The 20,781-nt window shown below is 33.8% G+C and carries 20 protein-coding genes; 8 read left to right on the top strand and 12 right to left on the bottom strand.

Going from position 1 to position 20,781, the window contains the following annotated elements; genetic code table 11:
• Window positions 1-190 precede the first annotated feature (190 nt).
• On the top strand, window positions 191-850 hold the full coding sequence (locus tag ACQY44_RS20150) for a ribonuclease HII (RefSeq protein ID WP_428232068.1): 660 nt from the start codon (window positions 191-193) through the stop codon (window positions 848-850).
• A 104-nt stretch (window positions 851-954) separates the two neighbouring features.
• On the opposite strand, the gene lipB is transcribed toward ACQY44_RS20150, so the two are convergent.
• From lipB to ACQY44_RS20165, 3 genes are all read right to left on the bottom strand, one after another.
• Complete coding sequence (gene lipB / locus ACQY44_RS20155; protein WP_428232069.1) at window positions 955-1,653, bottom strand: lipoyl(octanoyl) transferase LipB; 699 nt, start codon at window positions 1,651-1,653, stop codon at window positions 955-957.
• Window positions 1,654-1,658: 5 nt separating this feature from the next.
• Window positions 1,659-2,402, bottom strand: a complete 744-nt coding sequence (locus ACQY44_RS20160; protein WP_428232070.1) for a hypothetical protein — start codon at window positions 2,400-2,402, stop codon at window positions 1,659-1,661.
• 234 nt (window positions 2,403-2,636) lie between these two features.
• Window positions 2,637-3,362 carry a hypothetical protein gene (locus tag ACQY44_RS20165; protein WP_428232071.1) on the bottom strand — a complete coding sequence of 242 codons (726 nt, stop codon included), beginning with the start codon at window positions 3,360-3,362 and terminating at the stop codon, window positions 2,637-2,639.
• Window positions 3,363-3,675: 313 nt separating this feature from the next.
• On the opposite strand from ACQY44_RS20165, the gene lysS reads away from it, so the two are divergent.
• Window positions 3,676-5,376, top strand: coding sequence for a lysine--tRNA ligase (gene lysS, locus ACQY44_RS20170; RefSeq protein WP_428232072.1), 1,701 nt, complete (start codon window positions 3,676-3,678; stop codon window positions 5,374-5,376).
• Between the two features lie 97 nt (window positions 5,377-5,473).
• Here the strand turns inward: lysS and ACQY44_RS20175 are convergent, their stop codons facing one another.
• From ACQY44_RS20175 to ACQY44_RS20190, 4 genes are all read right to left on the bottom strand, one after another.
• Entirely contained in the window at window positions 5,474-6,076 is a 603-nt protein-coding gene (locus ACQY44_RS20175) for a hypothetical protein (protein ID WP_428232073.1), read from the bottom strand.
• Between the two features lie 30 nt (window positions 6,077-6,106).
• The gene (locus ACQY44_RS20180) at window positions 6,107-7,132 is read right to left on the bottom strand and encodes a 2-hydroxyacid dehydrogenase (RefSeq protein ID WP_428232074.1); all 1,026 of its coding nucleotides are present in this window, start codon (window positions 7,130-7,132) and stop codon (window positions 6,107-6,109) included.
• Window positions 7,133-7,222: 90 nt separating this feature from the next.
• On the bottom strand, window positions 7,223-7,633 hold the full coding sequence (locus ACQY44_RS20185; RefSeq protein ID WP_428232075.1) for a hypothetical protein: 411 nt from the start codon (window positions 7,631-7,633) through the stop codon (window positions 7,223-7,225).
• Window positions 7,634-7,636: 3 nt separating this feature from the next.
• A complete protein-coding gene (locus tag ACQY44_RS20190) occupies window positions 7,637-8,581 on the bottom strand; it encodes a DUF4274 domain-containing protein (protein WP_428232076.1) in 945 nt (314 codons plus the stop codon).
• A gap of 215 nt (window positions 8,582-8,796) precedes the next feature.
• On the opposite strand from ACQY44_RS20190, the gene ACQY44_RS20195 reads away from it, so the two are divergent.
• Window positions 8,797-9,237: a hypothetical protein gene (locus ACQY44_RS20195; RefSeq protein ID WP_428232077.1), complete on the top strand. Its 441-nt coding sequence runs from the start codon at window positions 8,797-8,799 to the stop codon at window positions 9,235-9,237.
• Window positions 9,238-9,400: 163 nt separating this feature from the next.
• The gene (locus ACQY44_RS20200) at window positions 9,401-10,141 is read left to right on the top strand and encodes a hypothetical protein (RefSeq protein WP_428232078.1); all 741 of its coding nucleotides are present in this window, start codon (window positions 9,401-9,403) and stop codon (window positions 10,139-10,141) included.
• 53 nt (window positions 10,142-10,194) lie between these two features.
• Here the strand turns inward: ACQY44_RS20200 and ACQY44_RS20205 are convergent, their stop codons facing one another.
• The 5 genes from ACQY44_RS20205 to ACQY44_RS20225 form a co-directional block, all read right to left on the bottom strand.
• A complete protein-coding gene (locus ACQY44_RS20205) occupies window positions 10,195-12,669 on the bottom strand; it encodes a zinc-dependent metalloprotease (protein ID WP_428232079.1) in 2,475 nt (824 codons plus the stop codon).
• Between the two features lie 186 nt (window positions 12,670-12,855).
• Complete coding sequence (gene hemL, locus ACQY44_RS20210; protein WP_428232080.1) at window positions 12,856-14,142, bottom strand: glutamate-1-semialdehyde 2,1-aminomutase; 1,287 nt, start codon at window positions 14,140-14,142, stop codon at window positions 12,856-12,858.
• Between the two features lie 146 nt (window positions 14,143-14,288).
• A complete protein-coding gene (locus tag ACQY44_RS20215) occupies window positions 14,289-15,203 on the bottom strand; it encodes a glucosaminidase domain-containing protein (RefSeq protein ID WP_428232081.1) in 915 nt (304 codons plus the stop codon).
• Entirely contained in the window at window positions 15,196-16,092 is an 897-nt protein-coding gene (locus ACQY44_RS20220) for a 1-aminocyclopropane-1-carboxylate deaminase/D-cysteine desulfhydrase (RefSeq protein ID WP_428232082.1), read from the bottom strand. The genes ACQY44_RS20215 and ACQY44_RS20220 overlap by 8 nt, the downstream gene beginning before the upstream one ends.
• Window positions 16,093-16,095: 3 nt before the next feature.
• Window positions 16,096-16,437 (bottom strand): hypothetical protein, encoded by a 342-nt coding sequence (locus ACQY44_RS20225; RefSeq protein WP_428232083.1) that lies wholly within the window; start codon window positions 16,435-16,437, stop codon window positions 16,096-16,098.
• A gap of 112 nt (window positions 16,438-16,549) precedes the next feature.
• Between ACQY44_RS20225 and ACQY44_RS20230 the strand changes: the two genes are divergently transcribed.
• From ACQY44_RS20230 to ACQY44_RS20245, 4 genes are all read left to right on the top strand, one after another.
• On the top strand, window positions 16,550-16,735 hold the full coding sequence (locus tag ACQY44_RS20230; protein WP_073418076.1) for a DUF5522 domain-containing protein: 186 nt from the start codon (window positions 16,550-16,552) through the stop codon (window positions 16,733-16,735).
• Between the two features lie 69 nt (window positions 16,736-16,804).
• Window positions 16,805-17,473: a hypothetical protein gene (locus ACQY44_RS20235; RefSeq protein WP_428232084.1), complete on the top strand. Its 669-nt coding sequence runs from the start codon at window positions 16,805-16,807 to the stop codon at window positions 17,471-17,473.
• A 536-nt stretch (window positions 17,474-18,009) separates the two neighbouring features.
• Window positions 18,010-19,986: a urocanate hydratase gene (locus ACQY44_RS20240; RefSeq protein WP_428232085.1), complete on the top strand. Its 1,977-nt coding sequence runs from the start codon at window positions 18,010-18,012 to the stop codon at window positions 19,984-19,986.
• Between the two features lie 104 nt (window positions 19,987-20,090).
• Window positions 20,091-20,630 (top strand): DUF4136 domain-containing protein, encoded by a 540-nt coding sequence (locus ACQY44_RS20245; protein WP_428232086.1) that lies wholly within the window; start codon window positions 20,091-20,093, stop codon window positions 20,628-20,630.
• Window positions 20,631-20,781 lie beyond the last annotated feature (151 nt).

Here is a 20,781-nt window from a genome sequence, read left to right on the forward strand (position 1 = left end):
TTAACACTATTTTAACAATTACACAAAACAAATGATAAACCTCATAAAAAACAACATCTACTTTTACGAACATCATTAAAATTAATAGCTTTTTTATTTTTTTGACAAATCCAAAACTATTATCAAAGAATCTCCAAAAATTGTTTTAAAAAATTTTATAATATTTGTACATCAAAGAAAAAAAAAGAAGATGCTTGCAAAAAATTTCTCAGGTTTTAATTTAGAAACAGGAACAGATGAAGCCGGAAGAGGATGTTTAGCCGGTCCTGTAACAGCAGCGGCTGTAATTTTACCTGCTGATTTTGAGAACTTAATTTTAAATGACAGCAAACAACTGTCTGAAAAAACAAGAGTATTTTTAAAACCAATTATTGAACAACATGCGCTTTGTTTTTCGGTTACGCATTTGCATCCCAACGAAATTGACGAAATAAATATCCTAAACGCATCGATGAAAGGAATGCAGGAATGTATCCTAAAATTAAATCAGATTCCTGAATTTATTATTGTTGACGGTAACCGTTTATTGAATGCTAAACTGGGCATGAAAAATAATTTTGGCAAACAATTCTCTGCAACAGAAATCGAATTGCTAAAATCTATTCCCAATCAAAGTATCATAAAAGGAGATTCAAAATATATTAGTATTGCCGCAGCTTCTGTTTTGGCAAAAACATATCGTGACGAATATATGGACCAAATTCATGAAGAATTCCCAATGTACAACTGGAAAAAAAATAAAGGCTACCCAACCAAAGAGCATCGCGAAGCCATCAAAAAATATGGCACAACAAAATACCATAGGATGAGTTTTAGACTTCTGCCAGAACAACTTTCTTTAGATTTTTAAAACCAGTCTATAATATAGAGATTAAAAAAAAGCTGAAGAAAAACAATTATAAAATTGATATTTCCTTCAGCATTTTTAATACTATTTATATTTTTGAGGATTGTTTAAATAAATTCTGCTTCAAACAAATGGGTCAAATGTTTTACTATTTTGGCTTTTACTTCGGCTTCATCCACTTTTTCGACACCAAGTTCTACCTGTAATGAGGTAACACCTTTGCCGCGAATTCCACACGGAATAATATTATCAAAGTAACCTAAATCTACATTTACATTTAAGGCAAATCCGTGCATGGTTACCCAGCGTGAAGCACGCACGCCAAGTGCACAAATTTTTCTGGCAAAGGGAGTTCCCGCATCCAGCCAGACTCCGGTTTCGCCTTCACTTCTTCCACATTTCAAACCATACTCTTCTAAAGTAAGAATAATTGCTTCTTCGAGAAAACGCAAGTACTTATGAATATCTGTAAAGAAGTTTTCTAAATCCAGAATTGGATACCCAACAATTTGTCCTGGGCCATGGTATGTAATATCCCCACCACGATTGATTTTATAAAAAGTAGCTCCTTTGGCTTCGAGCTGTTTCTCGTTTAATAATAAATTTTTCAGATCACCACTTTTACCTAAAGTATATACATGCGGATGTTCTACAAAAAGCAAATAATTAGGGGTTGGTACATCAAGTTCCTCTCTTCTGTTCTTGATTTTTAAGTCGACTATGTCTTTGAAAAGTTCTTCCTGATATTCCCAGGTCGATTTATAATCTTTACTTCCTAAATCCTGAAGTTGAATTGTTTTATTCATTTTAATTATTTTTCAAACTCAACCTCAAAGTTAAGTTTGTCAGGATTCTCCATATAATCCGTAAAAGGGTATTGAATTGTAATTGATTTTCGATCCTCGCTGAACAAAGCATTTGGATTCGATACTTTTTTAATTTTCTTAGGAAAATGATATTTTATAGTATAGGTAGAAGACGCAAAAATCATTTTAGACATATCTGCTGTCGAATCTTTTGCTTTTGCAGCTAATTTTTGCTTATCGATTACTGCTTTACGTGTAAATTTCTTTCCGTCGTAAGCGTAACTTAATTTACTATTATTATCTCCTAATCCTTTTGCAAAAGGGGTAGAACTATTTGTTCCTCCTTCTAATTTTTGAAGCGCGTTTAAGGATTGCAAGGCATCTTGTAATTCATTTACATTTTTAAAATCAGTAGAAACTGTCATTAAAAACTCTTTTTTATCCGCATTCATTTTTGTATTTACTACAAAATTTTCCAGTTTTTTAAGCTCTTTTTGGGCTTCGGGAGACAATTTTGCAATGCTGTCTTTTTTCTCTTCAAATAATTGTTTGAAGGTAAAAGTTGAATCTATATTTTTTTTGGCATCCGCCCCCAGTTGATCTCCAGCCATCGCCATTAAAGAGGAACCGTCCATATCAACAGAAAACTTTCCGCTTCCGTTATCGTTTACATAAATATTTTCGGTTAAAGTGCAACTCGTTAGTGTTGCTAACAAAAAAGAAAAACTAAGTAGTTTGTATAATTTCATAGGGCTAATTTTTATCAAAGATACGAAGACTATTTTTATTTTTTTATTGCTGGTTTGTTTAATTGCTTACGCTAAAATGGTCCAAGGATCTGACGGGTTGAAACAGATTCAACACTAAATTTATTTTTGAATTGATGCATCTTATCAAACTTTGAAACTTTTGATAATGATTAGCCTGAAATAACCTGTGGTTAGCGTGTTTAAATCCATCGAATCTGTGGCCCATAATAATTTTCACTCTAAAACCACTTCCAGATTTGTTGTTTCAGGATTTTGCATACAATCTGAAAGCTTAAATGCTACTGTCATTGTTTTTCTATCTGAACTAAGAACAGCTTTTTCGTTTGAAACTGATTTTATTTTATGAGGAAAATGATATTGTAAAACATACGATTGTGTCAGTTTTAAGGAGACATATTTAGGATCAATATTTTTAACCTGATCTTTTTCTTTTTGAAGCTGCCCTGGATTTGTGATCGAAACCAAACGTTTAAAAACTTTTCCGTCAAAAGAATAATCTATTTTGTAATAATGATTTTCAGCAGTTAAAGCATAGTTGTTTTTAAGATCATTTGCATAATCTTCGGTTTTGTATAAATCTGCAATTTCTGCAACTTTATTGAAGTTTTGAGTAAATGCATTTCGGAATTCTTTTTCGAACGAATTTTTTTTAAGATGTGCTTTTACATTCGCATACCTTTTAAATAATTGCTGTTCCTCAGGCGTATATTTTAGAAATGTCTTGTTGTATTTTGCGATATATTCCTGAAAGACATAAGTAGTATCCTGAAATGCTTCTTCTCGGGAATAGTTTTCTCCCGCCACCTGCATATAACTATTTTCATCCCGAAGTTCGACGACTTCAATAGTTCCGGTTCCATCTTGTTTGATTGTGAGGGTTTCTGTGATCTGACAACTTGTTAGGAGAATTAGAATTATTAAGGCAGATATGTATTTCATTTCTTTAAAAGGCTCTGAGTTTTTGAGAGGCTAAGATACTGAGGTTTTTATTTAATTTCTTACAAAAACATTTCATTTGTTATTTATTTAGTAGAACGAATCCAACCAAAATGTCTTTTAAAAACCAAAACCTCTACTCTAGCCCCGATAGAAGTGGTATCCTTTTTTGCTTTTTCTGCAAAAAAGATACAAACGAATAGTGGGACAAAAGGTGATTGAAATGCAATAAATTGCTGCTACAAAAAATCTAAAACCAGCATTCTAAAATCTACATTCTTTTCTTTATCTTTGCACACTTAAAAAAGAGCACAAAATGGCATTATCAGAACAAGAAATCATCAGAAGAGAAAAACTTCAAAACTTACGCAACTTAGGAATCAATCCTTATCCTGCTAATCTTTTTCCAGTAAATCATACTTCAAAGCAAATAAAGGAGTCTTTTGAAGAAGGTAAGAAGGTTATTGTTGCCGGACGTTTGATGAGCGTGAGAGATCAGGGTAAAGCTTGTTTTGCTGAATTGCAGGATAGTGAAGGCCGTATACAATTGTACGTGAATCGCGATGTTTTGTGCGAAGGCGATGATAAAACTTTATACAACACAGTATTTAAAAAACTGACTGATTTAGGTGACTTTATTGGTATCGAAGGTGAATTATTTACGACTAAAGTTGGCGCGCAATGTATTCGTGTTGACGGATTTACTTTTTTAAGTAAAACATTACGTCCGTTACCTTTACCAAAAGTAGATGAAGACGGAAACGTTCACGATGCTTTTAATGATCCTGAATTACGTTACAGAATGCGTTATGTAGATCTAACCGTGAATCCACAGGTGAAAGAAAACTTTATCAAACGTACAAAATTGTATACTGCAATGCGTGGTTATTTTAACGATGCAGGATATCTTGAAGTCGAGACACCGGTTTTACAATCGATTCCTGGTGGAGCTGCAGCGAGACCTTTTATCACACACCATAATTCGCTTGATATTCCGCTTTATATGCGTATTGCAAACGAATTGTATTTGAAAAGATTAATTGTTGGTGGTTTTGAAGGTGTTTATGAATTCTCGAAAAACTTCAGAAATGAAGGTATGGACAGAACCCATAATCCTGAATTTACCGCAATGGAAATATATGTAGCCTACAAAGACTACAACTGGATGATGGAATTTGCAGAAGGCCTTCTTGAGCATTGTGCAGTTGCAGTAAACGGAACCAGCGAAGTTACTTTTGGTGAACACCAAATTAACTTTAAAGCGCCGTATGCCCGTGTAACCATGACAGATTCTATCAAACATTTTACTGGTTTTGATATTTCAGGTAAAACAGAAGAAGAATTATTTGACGCTGCCAGAGGCATGGGAATTGACGTTGATAAAACGATGGGAAAAGGAAAATTGATTGATGAAATTTTTGGAGCAAAATGTGAAGGAAATTATATTCAGCCCACTTTCATCACGGATTACCCTAAAGAAATGTCGCCTTTGTGTAAAGAACACCGTGATAATCCGGAACTTACTGAGCGTTTTGAATTAATGGTTTGCGGTAAAGAAATTGCAAACGCTTATTCTGAGTTAAACGACCCTATTGATCAGCGTGAGCGCTTTGAAGAACAAATGCGTTTGGCTGAAAAAGGTGATGATGAAGCTAACGGAGTTATTGATGAGGATTTCCTAAGAGCATTAGAATACGGTATGCCGCCAACATCCGGAATGGGAATTGGAATGGATCGTTTGATTATGTATTTAACAAATAACGCTTCGATTCAGGAAGTTTTATTGTTTCCGCAAATGCGTCCAGAGAAAAAACAATCAATTGAATTATCTGATGAAGAGAAAACAATTATCATTTTATTAAAAGGAAACGAAAATAAAATGGATCTGGCACAACTAAAAGTTACAGCTAATTTAAGTGGTAAAAAATGGGATGCTGCCATGAAAAACTTATCTAAACACGGTCTGACTAAAGTGGCTGTTGAAGGTGAGTTTAAATTTGTGGAATTAGTGGAATAACATATTAAAATTCCAATTTCTGAAATGCCAAATTCCAAAAATTGGTCTTTATAATTTCAAACCCGACAGGTCTTAAAAACCTGTCGGGTTTTTTATTTTAAAACGAATACTTCTCTAATTTCTTCTCTTGAATATCCAAAACTTTAGTACTTTCTTTTGGAACCTCACCATTCCAGTTTTCCTGAACAGATGGATTTGAAGGATATTTGCCATTTTTCATTTTTAAAAGATGAAATTTTCCTCCAGTCTCAAATATAAGGTCATAAAATTTTTCAGATGTTGACGTTGTTACCAAAACAGGAAAATCAGTTACAGTAAACCTATTTATTACACTTCCGTCATTGTTTAGAATATATCCGGTGCAACCTCCGCTTCCACAGAAATATGGATTAGAGAACCCCACGAAATATTCGTCTTTGTTGTCATTATTTAAATCAAAAGCTTCATAATAAAAAAAACGATCGTCTTTTGTGAGTGCCGGAAGATCTTTCTTTAACAGAATATTCAATTGTTTACGAATCAGTTCTACTGCCTGATCATCTTTTACAGGAGCATTACTTACATCTGCAGTTCCTGCAACTGTTTTTGACAATGTATCTTCTGCAATTGTTTTAATTACGCTTTTAGATTCGGTTTTATCTTTATTTTGACATGAAATAATTCCTAAAATCATAAATGCCATTAAAATTTTATTTTTCATAATTTCTCTTTAAAATTCAACATCCAATTTTTAAACTAATAAAGCTGCTTTATTCTCAATATCATTATTGATCAGCAACGATTTAATGTTATTAAAAGTTACCAAAGCAATCTGCGTTAAAGCCTCATTGGTAAAAAAGGCCTGATGTGCCGTAACCAAAACATTCGGAAAACTCATTAAACGCTGAATATTGTCATCCTGAATAATATCTTCTGAAAGATCCCTGAAGAATAGTTTTTCTTCCTGTTCGTAAACATCAATTCCCAGATAACCAATTTTACCTTCTTTTAAGCCATCTATTACAGAAGCAGTTTCGATTAATCCGCCGCGACTTGTATTGATAATCATTACATTATCTTTCATCGTAGCAATTGATTTTTTATTGACTATATGTTTTGTCTGATCATTTAAGGGACAATGCAGCGAAATAATATCACTTGATTTAAATATTTCTTCTAAAGAAACGAACTTTACTCCGCCTTTTTCCATTTCCGGATTCGTCACAATATCATAAGCCAAAACTTTACAACCAAAGCCTAAAGCAATTTTAGCAAAAGCTTTACCTATATTTCCCGTTCCGATAATTCCGATTGTTTTTCCGAATAAATCAAAGCCTAACAATCCGTTGAGCGAAAAATTTTGTTCACGTACTCTGTTGTAGGCTTTATGCGTTTTTCGGTTTAAAGTCAAAATCATGGCAAAGGCATGTTCTGCAACTGCTTCAGGGGAATAAGCAGGAACGCGACAGACTTTTAAATTGTATTTTTTTGCTGCTTCTAAATCGACATTATTAAAACCTGCACAACGTAAGGCAATAATTTTAACGTTCTTTTCTGCCAATTGCTTTATAACGGCTTCATTTACAATATCGTTCACAAAAACGCACACAATAGTGGCATTCTCGATTAAAATAACAGTTTGGGGATTCAGTTGTGTTTCAAAAAAATCCAATTCAAAACCAAATTCGCTATTATACTTATTAAAAAAAGTTTTGTCATAGGATTGTGTTGAAAAAAAGGCGATTTTATTGGTATCGGATGTCGTATGTAAACTCATAATCGTTTTTTTAGGTTTTTGACTTCAAGTTTTACTAAATTACGCAATTAATTCCGAAGTAAATTTCTTATGATAAAAAATCAACTTATTTTAGATATTCTTTTCGATGTGCCATAACAAATCCCTCTTTGGGATATAAAAAACAACATCATATCCTAAAGCTTTAAGGAATTCTAAACCATCAATAAATGCTGCTTTGTTTTTTCCTTTCCATCCCGTTTTCAAACCATCTAAAATGCATTCTCTAATATATTTAGGCTTATTGAAGTTTACAAGCTCTTCTTGTTTAGTCGATAATTTAGTTAGCTTTACCCCCGTCTTTAATGGATTTCCCGCATATAAATCTTCCCAGGTAATGAAACTAATTTTCAAAGGGGTTTGCTTATAACCATTTAAGAATATTGTTATTTCAAATGTTGCAATTTCTGTGTTAATCGCAAATCCAACTACACATTTGTATAAATAAACAGTATCTTCAACTGTAATTTTTCTTAGCGTCATTAGTTATTCTTTAAACTTTAAATGATCTGTACTAAAAAGCAAGCCTATGCCGCTGTAGGGATCTTTTTTTAAATCATAAAAATTATTTACTCCGGTTAAATCTATATATAAATCTGAAATTATCGAAGATTGCTGAAATCCATCAATGGTATGATTTATAATAGTATCTGCCAAACACGTTAATTCTTTTGTCGAATTAGTAACGCCAATATTATTTCCAATTTCCCAGTCCCAGATAATCCAGTCCCAATGGTGCTTTTTATGCATACAATCCATCCATAAATAAGACAAATTTTTGATTTTTATCTTTCCTAATCCTTTTTCTTTCCAATATTCCACACTTTGTATTATGGCTTGTATTGCAACATCTGTTTGATCGTATACAAAATCAGGATTCGAAATTTGAATAATTTTTATAGCATCAGCTATTTTACTATTGATTGTTTTTAGTTCCTTTTCATTCGGTTTTCTTAAAAAAGCAAATTCAATATCTTGCCGTTCAAAAATAATTCCTGGTGATTGTATCAGCATTTCTGCAGGGATACATTTTGCATTAGAATTTTCATCAAGAAACTCTTTCTTCGGATCAAAAGAAAAATTCTCCTCCTGATAAAAACCGGAAGTATATTTTTCTTCAATTTCTTTGATTATTTGATAAGTCTGATAATTAATATCTCCTTTTATCTCTTCTTCGTTTTTGAATTTACAGAAATAATCCGGCTGCAACATCCAATACAAACAAAGCGCTGTTCCTTTATCCAGGTATTTTTGCCTGATAATCCATTCAAAAGGTTCGAGTCCGTCATCATAATTCCAGTGCTGGACAAATTGGTGCAATTCGGGGGCAGTTAATTTCTGATAGGACATTTCGCCATTTACAGCTTTAAGAACGCGGGTTTTATTTTTCTTATTAAATAATTGTTCCATTTTCGATTGTAATCTATCCATTCTAAATTTTAGATACTATGGCAAATGTAAAAACCTCTGCCCGAAATCCCAACAAAAACTACAACTTAGCAACAACACAAACATAAAAACCTATACACCAGTATTTTAGTTGATTTTTAGCTAACTTTGTTAAATAAACTATAATTCTGATTATCAGATTAAACCTATTGAATTTGATAATGTCTAAATGATATAACAATTAAAAAACGTACATCATGAAAAAATTATTTATTGCGGCTTTGTTATTCGTGGGAGTAGCAAGTTTTGCACAAGACGCTGATCAAAAACAAAATCGTGAACCTAGAGAAAGACTAACTCCTGAACAGCGTAACGACAAACAACTAAAGAAACTAACTTCTGATTTGAATTTAGACGTTAACCAACAAGCTCAGGTAAAACAACTTTTAGCGGACAGAAGTGCTAAAGCGGAACAATTCAGACAGACCCGCCAGGCAAACAAAGACAGCAATGTAAAACCTACTGCTGAAGAAAGAACTGCTTTCAGAAAACAAATGATGGATGAAAAAAATGATAATGACGCAAAAATGAAAGCCATCCTTAATGCAGACCAATATAACAAGTGGACCTCTATACAAGAAGCAAATAGAGATAAAGCCAAAGAAAAAATGAAAGAATACAGAAAAGAAAATAATTAATCACAGTGTACAAAAAGAGATCTATTTAGGTCTCTTTTTTATTTTCAACATCCTTTATGCTTTCATTAATACTTTCTGTTAATTAAAAGATAAATCTGACAATATCATTAAATCTAGCAAAGTTCTTGAAGTGTAATAAATACAAACCTTAAAAAAACGAATTATGAAAAAATTATTTATCGCAACATTATTATTCGTTGGAATAGTAAGTTTTGCGCAGGACGCCAATCAGAAAACTACAACTGATCAAAAAGAAAAATTAACTCCTGAACAACGCAATGAGAAAAATTTACAAAAATTAACTTCTGAATTGAGTTTAGATAAAAAACAACAGGAACAGGTAAAACAACTTTTGGCTGAAAGAAGTGCTAAAGCAGAAAAGTTTAAAGATTCCAGAAAAGACAGTAATACAAAACCGACTACTGCAGAAAAAGAAGCTTTTAAAAAACAGATGGAAACTGAAAAAGCAGCAAACGATGCTAAAATGAAAGCGATCCTAAACGCAGATCAGTACACAAAATGGACGGCTCTTAAAAAAGATCATGAAGGTAAAGGTCATCATAAAGGGCACGGAGATCATAAAACCCCACAGGAGCGCGATCAGGCCCATTTGCAAAAATTAACAACTGACCTAAATTTAAGTGTTGATCAGCAAAAACAAGTTGGTGAACTTTTATCTGACAGAAGTACTAAAATGGAAATGCTTAAAAAAAGCAGAAAAGATACTGGTGTAGCACCAACTGATGCTGAGAAAAAAGCCATGAAAAAACAAATGGAAGAAGATTACAAAGCAACAGATGCTAAAATGAAATCTATTTTGAATGCGGATCAATATAAAAAATGGACAGCGATTCAAAAAGAGCATAAAGATAAAATGAAAGATCACCGAAAAGATAAAATGTAATTGAGATCAAAAAGAAGAGGCTTTAAAAGCCTCTTCTTTGTTTTTATAAATTCCTATTTCGGATTAAGAATTAAATCAATTCTTTTAATACAATCTTCATAATGGTATTTTGTTTCTGTATTGACAGGTTTTGCCTTTGCTGCTAAAAGAGTACTTTTCAGCGCAGTCAATTCTCCGCGAACCAAGGCCCTAACATCAGATTGTCCGACATTATAATATAGTACGGATCTGTCTGCAGGTTTAATTTCTTCTGTCATCATGGCGCCCATTCTGTCAATATACCCACGTTGCAAATTTCTTCGGTATATCGTTACATTCGCTGGTGTAGTCGCTTCTTTCCAGATTCCTTTTCGTGTATCTCTCAATAAATCAAGTGCTTTATAAGTATCTCCACCCACAATCTCATTATCCATCAATCTCCCTATTCGACCAATACTTAATAAACTATTCAAATGTTTTACCTGCAAACTTCTAAACCTTTCTGCATAACCTGCAAAATCTGTATTTTTTAAGGTATTAACATTTACAAGCCATGTTGGCGAAGCAAAAGCATTTGTCTGAAGCCAATTCATCGCTTCGATCTGTTTTGCTTTGGGTACCACTTCATACACATTTCCGGCTTGATTTGGCTTTTTAGTATTTTCATAAATTCCTCCAACATTAGTTACTACATGACCTACATATCTGCTCCAAACTTCAAGCATTTCTTTATACAACTCATCTAAATCTTCATAATTATTGGTCACGTTGCTGGTCCATTCGTTTAAATGGCTCGCCACATATTCCAAATTTTTAAGTCCATACGAACTTGCTTTCATCGAATTATTTCCAATATCTTCGGTTTGAGTTGTAGGATCAAAAGCACTGCTTTGTTTTCCAAATTTATACAACGGATTTCCCGCTTTCTCCAAAATCCATTTGTCTAATACCGCTGATTCATCCAGAGGAGATTTAGCATTCGGAATCACTCTGTATCCCCAATTTACAGCATATTGATCATAAGCTCCCATTTTACGGATAAAACGAATATTTTTATCTCCGGGCTGTGCGATATAATTAAAACGGGCGTAATCCATTATACTTGCTGAAATTCCGTTTTGTTGTGTAAAATCCCCATTTCTGTAACTCTCCACATCGTAAGTGCAGCTTGCTCCCATATTATGAGGAAATCCTAAAGCATGTCCCACTTCGTGTGCAATAACCATACGCATCATTTCTCCCATTTCTTCATCACTGGTTTGCAAAGTTCTCGCTGAAGGATTTGCTGCTCCGGTTTCTAACAAATATCTGTTTCTGTAGGAACGCAAATGATTGTGGTACCAAATAACATCACTTTCGATAATCTCTCCGGTTCTGGGATCAGAAACACTTGGTCCAACTGCATTACGCGTTGTACTCGCTACATAACGAATTACAGAATAGCGAACATCTTCCGGACTAAAATCAGGATCTTCCTCTTTTGTTGGCGCATCTTTGGCAATAATCGCATTTTTAAATCCTGCGGCTTCAAAAGGTTTTTGCCATTCTTCGATTCCCTGCTTGATATATTTTCGTAACTTTTCAGGAGTTGCGGGATCTAAATAATAAACAATTGGTTTTACAGGCTCAACCAATTCTCCTCTGTTGTACGCTTCAGGATCTTTAGGCTCTAATCTCCAACGGCGAATATAAGTTTTAAGGTCTGATTTTAATTCATTACTTCCATAATCATATTGGCTCACTGTGAACCATCCTACTCTGGGATCTGCTAATCTTGGTTTCATTGGTACTTCCGGCAATAAAATCATCGATTGATTCATCTGGATGCTTATTGATTCTGTATCTTCTAACATCGATGGTTTCGAAGCATTATACGTCATGTCCTGAATGACTTCGATATTCATCGGGAAACTTTTAATCGTATTGATAAAACTTCTCGAATCGTCAAGTGCTTTTACTTTATAAGTTTCGCGCATTTCTGCAGATATTCCGCTGATTGCTTTGACATCTGTGCTATAAAACTTAGTAACATCGATAACTGTATTTGCTGAATCTTTACTAAAAGCAACGATATCAAACGCAAATAATGTAGGCTCGTAATTGTTCGCTTTTACGGAAATACTGATCGGTAAAGTATCATTTGCTACCGCATTATATGATTTTGATTTGATGAGAATTTTATCCTGAAAACGTTGCCAGACAATTAATTGTTCGTTGGTTTCAGATCCTGCGTTTACATATCCTCCACCTAAATTAGCAGGCAATTTAGAAAGTCTGCTCACCAAAAGCATATCCTTGTCTAAATATTTATTTGGGATCTCGAAATAGTATTTTTTGTCGACCTTATGCACTTTAAAAAGTCCATCGTCAGAAATGGCATCTTTCGTAATTACTTTACCATATTCTTTTATTGCTGATTCGGATTTTTTTTCCGGTGGTGCAACTCCTGGTTCATCTTTTTTAGATTTCTTTTTGTTCGATTGGGCAAATTGTTGAGTAGAAAACAGCATAAAAACTGCCATTGTAATAAAAATGAAAAATTTCTTCATTTATTGTAGGTTTAATGGTTATTTGATAAACAAAAATAATTTTTATTCTAAATATATGTAAAAAAACAGCCTTATTAACTTTTCATTAACTACTCCACTTCAAAATTGAGATCCATAAAAAAAGGTTCAGCTTTACTAAAAAAGCTGAACCTTAAATTGAAAAAAAAATATAGTAATCTTTAAGATTTAAAATGTCTTTGAAACTTTATCAATGGCATTAATAGTAAAATCTAAATCTTCATAAGTCAAGGCATCTGTAATAAACCAGGTTTCATAAGCAGATGGTGCGATGTAAACACCTTCGTTTAATAAACCATGAAAGAATTTTTTAAACGTTTCATTATCTCCTTTTGCAGCTGTTTGAAAATCTACGACCGCATTTTCATCAAAGTGAACAGAGATCATAGAACCTACTCTATTGATCGTGAAAACAACCTTATTTGCTTTTAAAACCCTATCAATTCCAGCTTCCAGATAAGCTGTTTTCTCTTCTAAACGGGTAAAAATAGCACGATCATTATCAAGTGCCTGCAACATTGCTAATCCAGCTGCCATGGCCAACGGATTTCCGGATAAGGTTCCTGCCTGATAAACCGGACCAAGCGGTGCCAGATAATTCATGATTTCTTCGCGTGCAGCAAAAGCCCCAACCGGTAAACCTCCACCAATTACTTTCCCAAAAGTCACAATATCAGCGTTGATATTATACAATTCCTGAACACCTCCGCGAGCTAAACGGAAACCAGTCATTACCTCATCAAAAATTAATAGAATTCCGTTTGCTGTACACAATGCTCTTAAACCTTCTAAGAAACCTTTTTGAGGCGGAATACAACCCATATTTCCTGCAACTGCTTCAATAATAATAGCTGCAATCTCCCCTTTATTGGCTTCGATTAAAGTTTTTACATTCTCTAAATCATTATATTTTGCCAACAACGTATCTTTTGCAGTTCCTTCTGTAACTCCGGGACTATTTGGAGAACCAAAAGTTACGGCTCCACTTCCGGCCTGAATCAAAAATGAATCTGAATGTCCGTGGTAACAACCTGCAAATTTTATTATTTTATCTCTTTTTGTAAATCCGCGAGCCAGACGAATCGCGCTCATACAAGCTTCTGTTCCTGAATTTACAAATCTTATTTTATCGATATTCGGAACCATCGAAACCGCTAGAGCTGCAATTTTAGTTTCCAGTTCTGTGGGCATCCCGAATGAAGTTCCCAGTTTTGCTTTTTCGATCACAGCATCAACAACCGGCTGATAAGCATGACCCAAAACCATTGGTCCCCATGAATTGATATAATCTATTAATTTATTTCCGTCCTCATCATACAAATAAGCACCTTTGGCACTTTTTACAAAAATAGGAGTTCCTCCAACCGCTTTAAAGGCTCTAACTGGTGAGTTTACTCCTCCTGGAATTACTTTTTCTGCTTCAGCAAAAAGCTGACTACTTCTTTTATAGATCATTTTATTTTTAGATTGTTAGATTTTATTATGTTAGACTTCTTCTGTTTTTTCAAAAAGTCTACTCTAATACCTATTTATAATTTTGTTTTAGTTTCAAACTACGAAACGTAAGATGAAGTAGTTTGTAAATAATTGACAATTAATAATTATTTGACTTTCAATCGCTGTCCAATAGAAATTGCATTGTCTGAAAGATTGTTTTTCTGTTTTAAATCATCAACCAATACGTTGAATTTTTTTGAAATTGAATATAAGGTATCTCCTTTTTGAACTTCGTAGGAATTGGGATCGTTTGAATTTGCGTTGGAATTTGCGTTGGAATTTGAAGCACTTCTAACCGGAGCTGACGGACTTTTAGTCGCAGTTGATTTTTCAAAAGGCTTATAGTTTCTTCCGGTAACCTGACAATCGTATTGATGCAGATTGTATCTTTCGATATAACTGATTAATTTATCCGGATAATTAGGATCTGTAGCATATCCGGCAGCTCTCAAGCCCTTTGCCCATGCTTTATAATCGTCTTTTTCGTAAGTAAATAAAGTCGCATATCTATTTTTTCCAACCAAAAATAAAGCGTGATCTCTATAGGATTCTGCAGCTTCAGGGTATTTTCTAAAACATTCCTGAGCTGAATCATCATCATGGCGAACACTCTCTCCTAACCAGTCTTTATGGCATTTAATACCGAAATGATTGTTGGCTTCTACTGCTAAATCTCCTCTTCCTGCACCGGACTCTAAAATTCCCTGTGCCAAAATAATACTTGCAGGAATGCCGTATTTCTGCATATTCCCCATTGCAATATCTTTGAATTGCAAAACATAATCCGTAATTAAATCGCTGGTTACAACTGTTTTTGAAGTAGATTGTATCACCTCAGTTGTATTATTGGTAGAAGGATAATTTTTACCAATTGGCTTACTATAAGTTGGCTTTCTGGTCGTCGCCACTCTTGGTTTCTGGACTGCTGCTGCTTTTCTGGTCGTTGCAATAGTAGGCTTACTAGAGGAACAACTCACTAAAGTTGCCAGAATTAAGAATGTTATTATTTTTTTAACCATTGCTTTTGAGTATTGGTAATTTTTTCTGCTTCAACTTTCTATTCATTCCTTCAATTCCCTGCAATCCGCCGGTATGAATGAGTACTATTTTTGAATTCGCAGGAAAATAGTTTTTATGTATCAGATCTATAACGCCAAAAACCATCTTTCCTGTATAAACTGGATCTAAAGGCACTTTTGTTTCTTCAAAAAAAGCATTGATAAATTCAATTAATTCTAAATTTATCTTCCCATAACCTCCAAAATGATAGTCAGAAACTAAATTCCAGTTATCTTTTTTTGCAAAAATACGAATTTCATCGGTTAAAAAGTCACCTTTTAACGCTGGAAATCCTAAAACTTTCTGATGTGGCAAGGCGCTGTTGATTAATCCGGAGATTGTTCCCCCTGTTCCAACCGCACAACATACATAATTAAAAACAGCATCTTCGTCAGTCAAAATTTCTTCACAACCTTTTACGGCGAACTCATTTGTTCCGCCTTCCGGTACCAAATAAAAATCCCCAAACTTCTCCTTTAACTTTTCTATAAAAGCAATTTCACTTTTATGTCGATATTCTTCGCGTGTTACAAATTCAAATTGCATTCCGTTTTCCTGAGCGAATTTCAACGTTGGATTTTCTTCTATTTTATCCAAAAGTTCATCGCCGCGAATAACTCCAATCGTTTTGAAACCATGTTCTTTTCCCGCATAGGCGACAGCCGCAATATGATTCGAAAACGCACCGCCAAAAGTCAGTAAAGTTGTTTTGTTTTCAGCTTTAGCCTGAAGTAAATTGTATTTTAATTTTCGTAATTTATTCCCTGAAATAAACGGATGATTGAGATCGTCTCTTTTTATTGTCAATGAAATTTCATTCGGAAAAGTGATATGAATTTCCTGATTCAAAATTTATTTTTGTTTTGATGTTATGTAATTCAGAAAGCCAAAGAAAGATCGGTTTTTCAAATAATCTAAATCCGTTTCATTTGCATAAGCTTCTCTTTCAAAACTAATATGCCGATATGCCAAATCCTTATTTCTGTATTGAATTAAACGTACTAAATATTCTAAAAAATACCAGATAAAAAAAGGCAGAATCAGCATTTCCTTTTGTTGTTTTAAATGAATTTTTTCATGATTCACAAAAGTTGAATTCATTTTATCGAAATCATATTTTACTAAAATAAATGGAAATACAGCCATTCCGCGATATCCTTTCGGAATTAAATATTTAGCAACAATCAGAAACATTGGCTGTAAAATTTATAAATTTGTAGCTATAAAATTGTTTGATTTAAATAAAATCATAATCAAATATTTATTTTTGATTTTTGAAAATAAAACAAGAACCCAAAGCAGACTTATGAAAGAGCAAAGTAATGAAAATAAACTAATCGAAGGTGAAGATTTTTATTATACTCCCGAAGGTTATAAATGCTTTACCGAAAAACACCACTTAAAACGCGGTTATTGCTGCAAAAGTGGCTGTCGTCATTGTCCGTACGGGTTTGATAAACGAACAGGGGAAATAAGAAAAAAAGCGAATTAAATAATGGGACAATTTGATAATTAGAAAATTTGAAATAAGCTCAAACAATCTAAAATAAAAACATCGATATTGATCGATATTGTTCAAAGCAATCCAAACATACAAAAACATATGGGTTTAGATATTACACATCGCAAATCAACTTTAAAAAGACCTGAAAAATTAGATCCTTTTCATAGAAATTATATTTTAGAAAATGAATTTGAAGATTTTGATGTCGATTTTAACTATTTTCATGATTGTATTCAGACTATTGATACTCCAGCGGTTTTAGAGACTCTGATTTTTCCAAAGAAAGAAGATGAGATAGAAGAAGTAAAAGCATTTTTAAAAAAATATAATTATCACTTTTTGTTTGAAAATGACATAAAAAATATTGATAATATTGTACAAAAATTTATTTCTCACAATCAATTATCAGGCAGTTTACTTCATAGTTGGGAAGCACCTAAATGGATAGGATTTGATATTTTTAAAATGGAAAAACAAACAGGATTTTATTTTGAGGAAATAGGAGAACAACGAAAAGGTATGAATAAACATTTTTGGTCAAGATTTTGGTCAGACGAAATATATTGCTTTACAAAAAAAGACGATTTTGAATATGCTTTTAAATGTGTAGATTTTTATTGGGATTCAGATACAAAAGAAGAAGTAGAACTAAGAAAAAAATTGTTTAAAGAAAATTTTCCAGATAAATACGAACCTAATAAAAGCTGGCTAAATTTGGATTATTAAAATTATTTGAAATTTTATTAGGGATCAAGAATTTTGCTTTAAATTGAAAAACAGTTAATTCCCCCAAAAATAAATCAACAATCTAAAATATTATATGGATATTCTCTTGCGAAAATTTAGGATTACGATCCACAAATCCTATCACAGGTCGGATATTCGTTATCCTTAGTTTTAATTTGAAAATGTGACAATTTGAATAAATTCCAAATTTTTAAATTCCAAATTCCAATTGCATCAATTAATATTTCGCTCCTCTGGAGCTTTTACTAACTGATGGTATTATTTTCTATAAATATGTCGCCTTTCCAAGGCTTTAAATCTATTTGGTAATTTACATTTTTAAGCTCCATAAGAGCGAAATATTGGTAGAATCAATTCATCGTCAGTCGCATTTAAGCCCCCGAGGGGTGATGTTTTTATAGATTTAAGTTCCCGCAGGACAAAATAATCTAAAAAACAAAAAATTAATCTGTTGTTAATCTAACTAAAATAACTTAGCGTCTTAGAATCTTAGCAACTTAGCATCTCTAAAAAAAATGACTTTTCAAGAACAAATAAAACAAGGAATTCCGTCAATATTACCTCCAAAAGCAACTTACGATTTGGCAATTAATCACGCGCCAAAACGAAAAGAAATTCTTTCGGCAGAAGAAAAAAAGCTGGCTTTAAAAAATGCATTACGTTATTTTGAACCTCAACATCACGCAGAATTAATCAAAGAATTTTCAGAAGAATTAGAAAAATACGGTCGTATCTATATGTATCGCCTTCGTCCTGATTACAGAATGTACGCACGACCAATTGACGAATATCCTGGAAAATCGATACAGGCAAAAGCCATTATGCACATGATTCAGAACAATCTGGATTATGCTGTGGCGCAACATCCGCATGAGTTAATTACCTATGGAGGAAACGGTGCTGTTTTTCAGAACTGGGCACAATATTTATTGACCATGCAATACTTGTCTGAAATGACAGACGAGCAAACATTGACGATGTATTCAGGACATCCAATGGGATTATTTCCTTCGCATTCAGAAGCACCAAGAGTTGTGGTTACCAACGGAATGGTGATCCCGAATTATTCTAAACCGGACGATTGGGAAAAAATGAATGCTTTGGGCGTTTCGCAATACGGACAAATGACAGCGGGAAGTTATATGTATATTGGACCTCAAGGAATTGTACACGGAACTACGATTACGGTTTTGAATGGTTTTAGAAAAATAAAACTCAATCCTGAAGGCAATTTATTTGTAACCTCAGGACTTGGCGGAATGTCTGGTGCACAACCAAAAGCCGGAAATATTGCAGGTTGTATTACGGTATGCGCCGAAGTAAATCCGAAGATTACCAAAATCCGTCACGAACAAGGCTGGATTAACGAAATCGTAACTTCGACTGAAGAATTGGTAAAAAGAGTTACTTTGGCGAAAGCCAATAAAGAGGTGGTTTCGATTGCTTATTTAGGAAATGTAGTGGATGTTTGGGAATGTTTCGACAAAGAAAACATCAAAATTGATTTAGGATCTGATCAGACTTCGCTTCATAATCCGTGGGCTGGAGGTTATTATCCAGTTGGAATTTCGTTTGAAGAAGCCAACGAAATGATGGCCAACAATCCGGATTTATTCAAAGAAAAAGTACAGGAATCTTTGCGCCGACAAGCCAAAGCTATTAACCAACATACTGCAAAAGGAACTTACTTTTTTGATTATGGAAATGCCTTTTTACTGGAAGCTTCCCGTGCCGGAGCAGATATAATGGCGGAGAATAATATCGACTTTAAATATCCAAGTTATGTTCAGGATATCATGGGACCAATGTGTTTTGATTATGGGTTTGGCCCGTTTAGATGGGTTTGTACTTCCGGAAAACCGGAAGATTTACAAAAAACAGATAACATTGCCAGTGCAGTTTTAGAAGAATTGGCGAAAACGGCTCCAAATGAAATTCAGCAACAAATGCAGGACAACATCAAATGGATCAAAGGCGCGCAGGAAAACAAACTGGTTGTAGGTTCTCAGGCACGTATTTTATATGCTGATGCCGAAGGCCGAATTAAAATTGCCGAAGCCTTTAACCAGGCAATTGCCAAAGGCGAAATCGGAACAGTTGTTTTAGGGCGCGATCACCACGACGTTTCCGGAACTGATTCGCCTTACAGAGAAACTTCTAACATTTATGACGGGTCCCGTTTTACGGCTGATATGGCGATTCAAAACGTGATAGGTGACAGCTTTAGAGGTGCAACCTGGGTTTCTATTCATAATGGTGGCGGAGTTGGCTGGGGAGAGGTTATAAATGGCGGATTTGGTATGGTTCTTGATGGTTCTAAAGAGGCTTCAAAACGTTTAGCATCAATGCTTTTTTGGGATGTTAACAATGGAATTTCAAGAAGAAGCTGGGCTCGAAATGACGAAGCTATTTTTGCTATAAAAAGAGCGATGGAAGTTCAGCCTTTATTAAAAGTTACTTTACCTAATATCGTAGATGAAAGTCTACTTTAGTTGATTAATGTTACCTTGAGTAAAGTCGAAAGTCTATAGAAGAAAAAGAGCTTCGACTCCGCTCAGCCAGACAAAGAAAGAAGAACATTAAAATTTTTAAACATATGAAAACATTCAAATTAGTGCCCGTTTTTTTGCTTTTGATGCTAGCGTCATGTAGTACCGTTAGCGTTTATTCTGATTATGACAAAAACGTAGATTTTGCACCGTATAAGACTTATGCTTTTTTTAAGCCTGGAATTGACAAAGTCGAAATATCTGATTTGGATAAAAGACGAATTCTACGCGCCATCGATGATCAAATGCAAGCCAAAGGTTTTACCAAAAGTGAAAACCCTGATTTATTAATTAACATTTTTACCAAATCAAGAGAACAAGTAGATGTAAATCAATTTAGTGCCGGCTGGGGTTACGGTTGGGGCTGGGGATGGAATCCTTACATGATGTACGGAGGAAACCAGACTACCGTTTCAACTTCTACAGAAGGAACTTTATTCATTGATTTTATTGATGCTAAAAAGAAAGAAATGATTTGGCAAGGTGAAGGTGTAGGATCCTTAACCAGAAACGTTAGTAAAAAAGACGAGAAAGTGGCTGAATTTGTAACTAAAATTTTAGCACAATACCCGCCAGTAAAAAAATAATTAATACATTTGCCTTTCAATTATCTGAAATGAAAAACTTAAATACTATTATTATCTCTATTACTATTATTGCAATTCAGCAATAATGGTGAGGTATTATATAAATAAGTAAACAAAATACAATTTATTAAACCTCCCAAATCGGGAGGTT

The organism is Flavobacterium sp., assembly GCF_965277525.1.
Lineage (GTDB): Bacteria > Bacteroidota > Bacteroidia > Flavobacteriales > Flavobacteriaceae > Flavobacterium.

Bases quoted from the DNA above. Each gene is read 5' to 3' on its own strand.
- ACQY44_RS20185 (WP_428232075.1), bottom strand. From the start codon at position 7,633: ATGACGCTAAGAAAAATTACAGTTGAAGATACTGTTTATTTATACAAA.
- lysS (WP_428232072.1), top strand. From the start codon at position 3,676: ATGGCATTATCAGAACAAGAAATCATCAGAAGAGAAAAACTTCAAAAC.
- lipB (WP_428232069.1), bottom strand. From the start codon at position 1,653: ATGAATAAAACAATTCAACTTCAGGATTTAGGAAGTAAAGATTATAAA.
- ACQY44_RS20225 (WP_428232083.1), bottom strand. From the start codon at position 16,437: ATGTTTCTGATTGTTGCTAAATATTTAATTCCGAAAGGATATCGCGGA.
- ACQY44_RS20175 (WP_428232073.1), bottom strand. From the start codon at position 6,076: ATGAAAAATAAAATTTTAATGGCATTTATGATTTTAGGAATTATTTCA.
- ACQY44_RS20160 (WP_428232070.1), bottom strand. From the start codon at position 2,402: ATGAAATTATACAAACTACTTAGTTTTTCTTTTTTGTTAGCAACACTA.
- hemL (WP_428232080.1), bottom strand. From the start codon at position 14,142: ATGATCTATAAAAGAAGTAGTCAGCTTTTTGCTGAAGCAGAAAAAGTA.
- ACQY44_RS20245 (WP_428232086.1), top strand. From the start codon at position 20,091: ATGAAAACATTCAAATTAGTGCCCGTTTTTTTGCTTTTGATGCTAGCG.
- ACQY44_RS20190 (WP_428232076.1), bottom strand. From the start codon at position 8,581: ATGGATAGATTACAATCGAAAATGGAACAATTATTTAATAAGAAAAAT.
- ACQY44_RS20165 (WP_428232071.1), bottom strand. From the start codon at position 3,362: ATGAAATACATATCTGCCTTAATAATTCTAATTCTCCTAACAAGTTGT.
- ACQY44_RS20195 (WP_428232077.1), top strand. From the start codon at position 8,797: ATGAAAAAATTATTTATTGCGGCTTTGTTATTCGTGGGAGTAGCAAGT.
- ACQY44_RS20150 (WP_428232068.1), top strand. From the start codon at position 191: ATGCTTGCAAAAAATTTCTCAGGTTTTAATTTAGAAACAGGAACAGAT.
- ACQY44_RS20205 (WP_428232079.1), bottom strand. From the start codon at position 12,669: ATGAAGAAATTTTTCATTTTTATTACAATGGCAGTTTTTATGCTGTTT.
- ACQY44_RS20180 (WP_428232074.1), bottom strand. From the start codon at position 7,132: ATGAGTTTACATACGACATCCGATACCAATAAAATCGCCTTTTTTTCA.
- ACQY44_RS20200 (WP_428232078.1), top strand. From the start codon at position 9,401: ATGAAAAAATTATTTATCGCAACATTATTATTCGTTGGAATAGTAAGT.
- ACQY44_RS20215 (WP_428232081.1), bottom strand. From the start codon at position 15,203: ATGGTTAAAAAAATAATAACATTCTTAATTCTGGCAACTTTAGTGAGT.
- ACQY44_RS20240 (WP_428232085.1), top strand. From the start codon at position 18,010: ATGACTTTTCAAGAACAAATAAAACAAGGAATTCCGTCAATATTACCT.
- ACQY44_RS20230 (WP_073418076.1), top strand. From the start codon at position 16,550: ATGAAAGAGCAAAGTAATGAAAATAAACTAATCGAAGGTGAAGATTTT.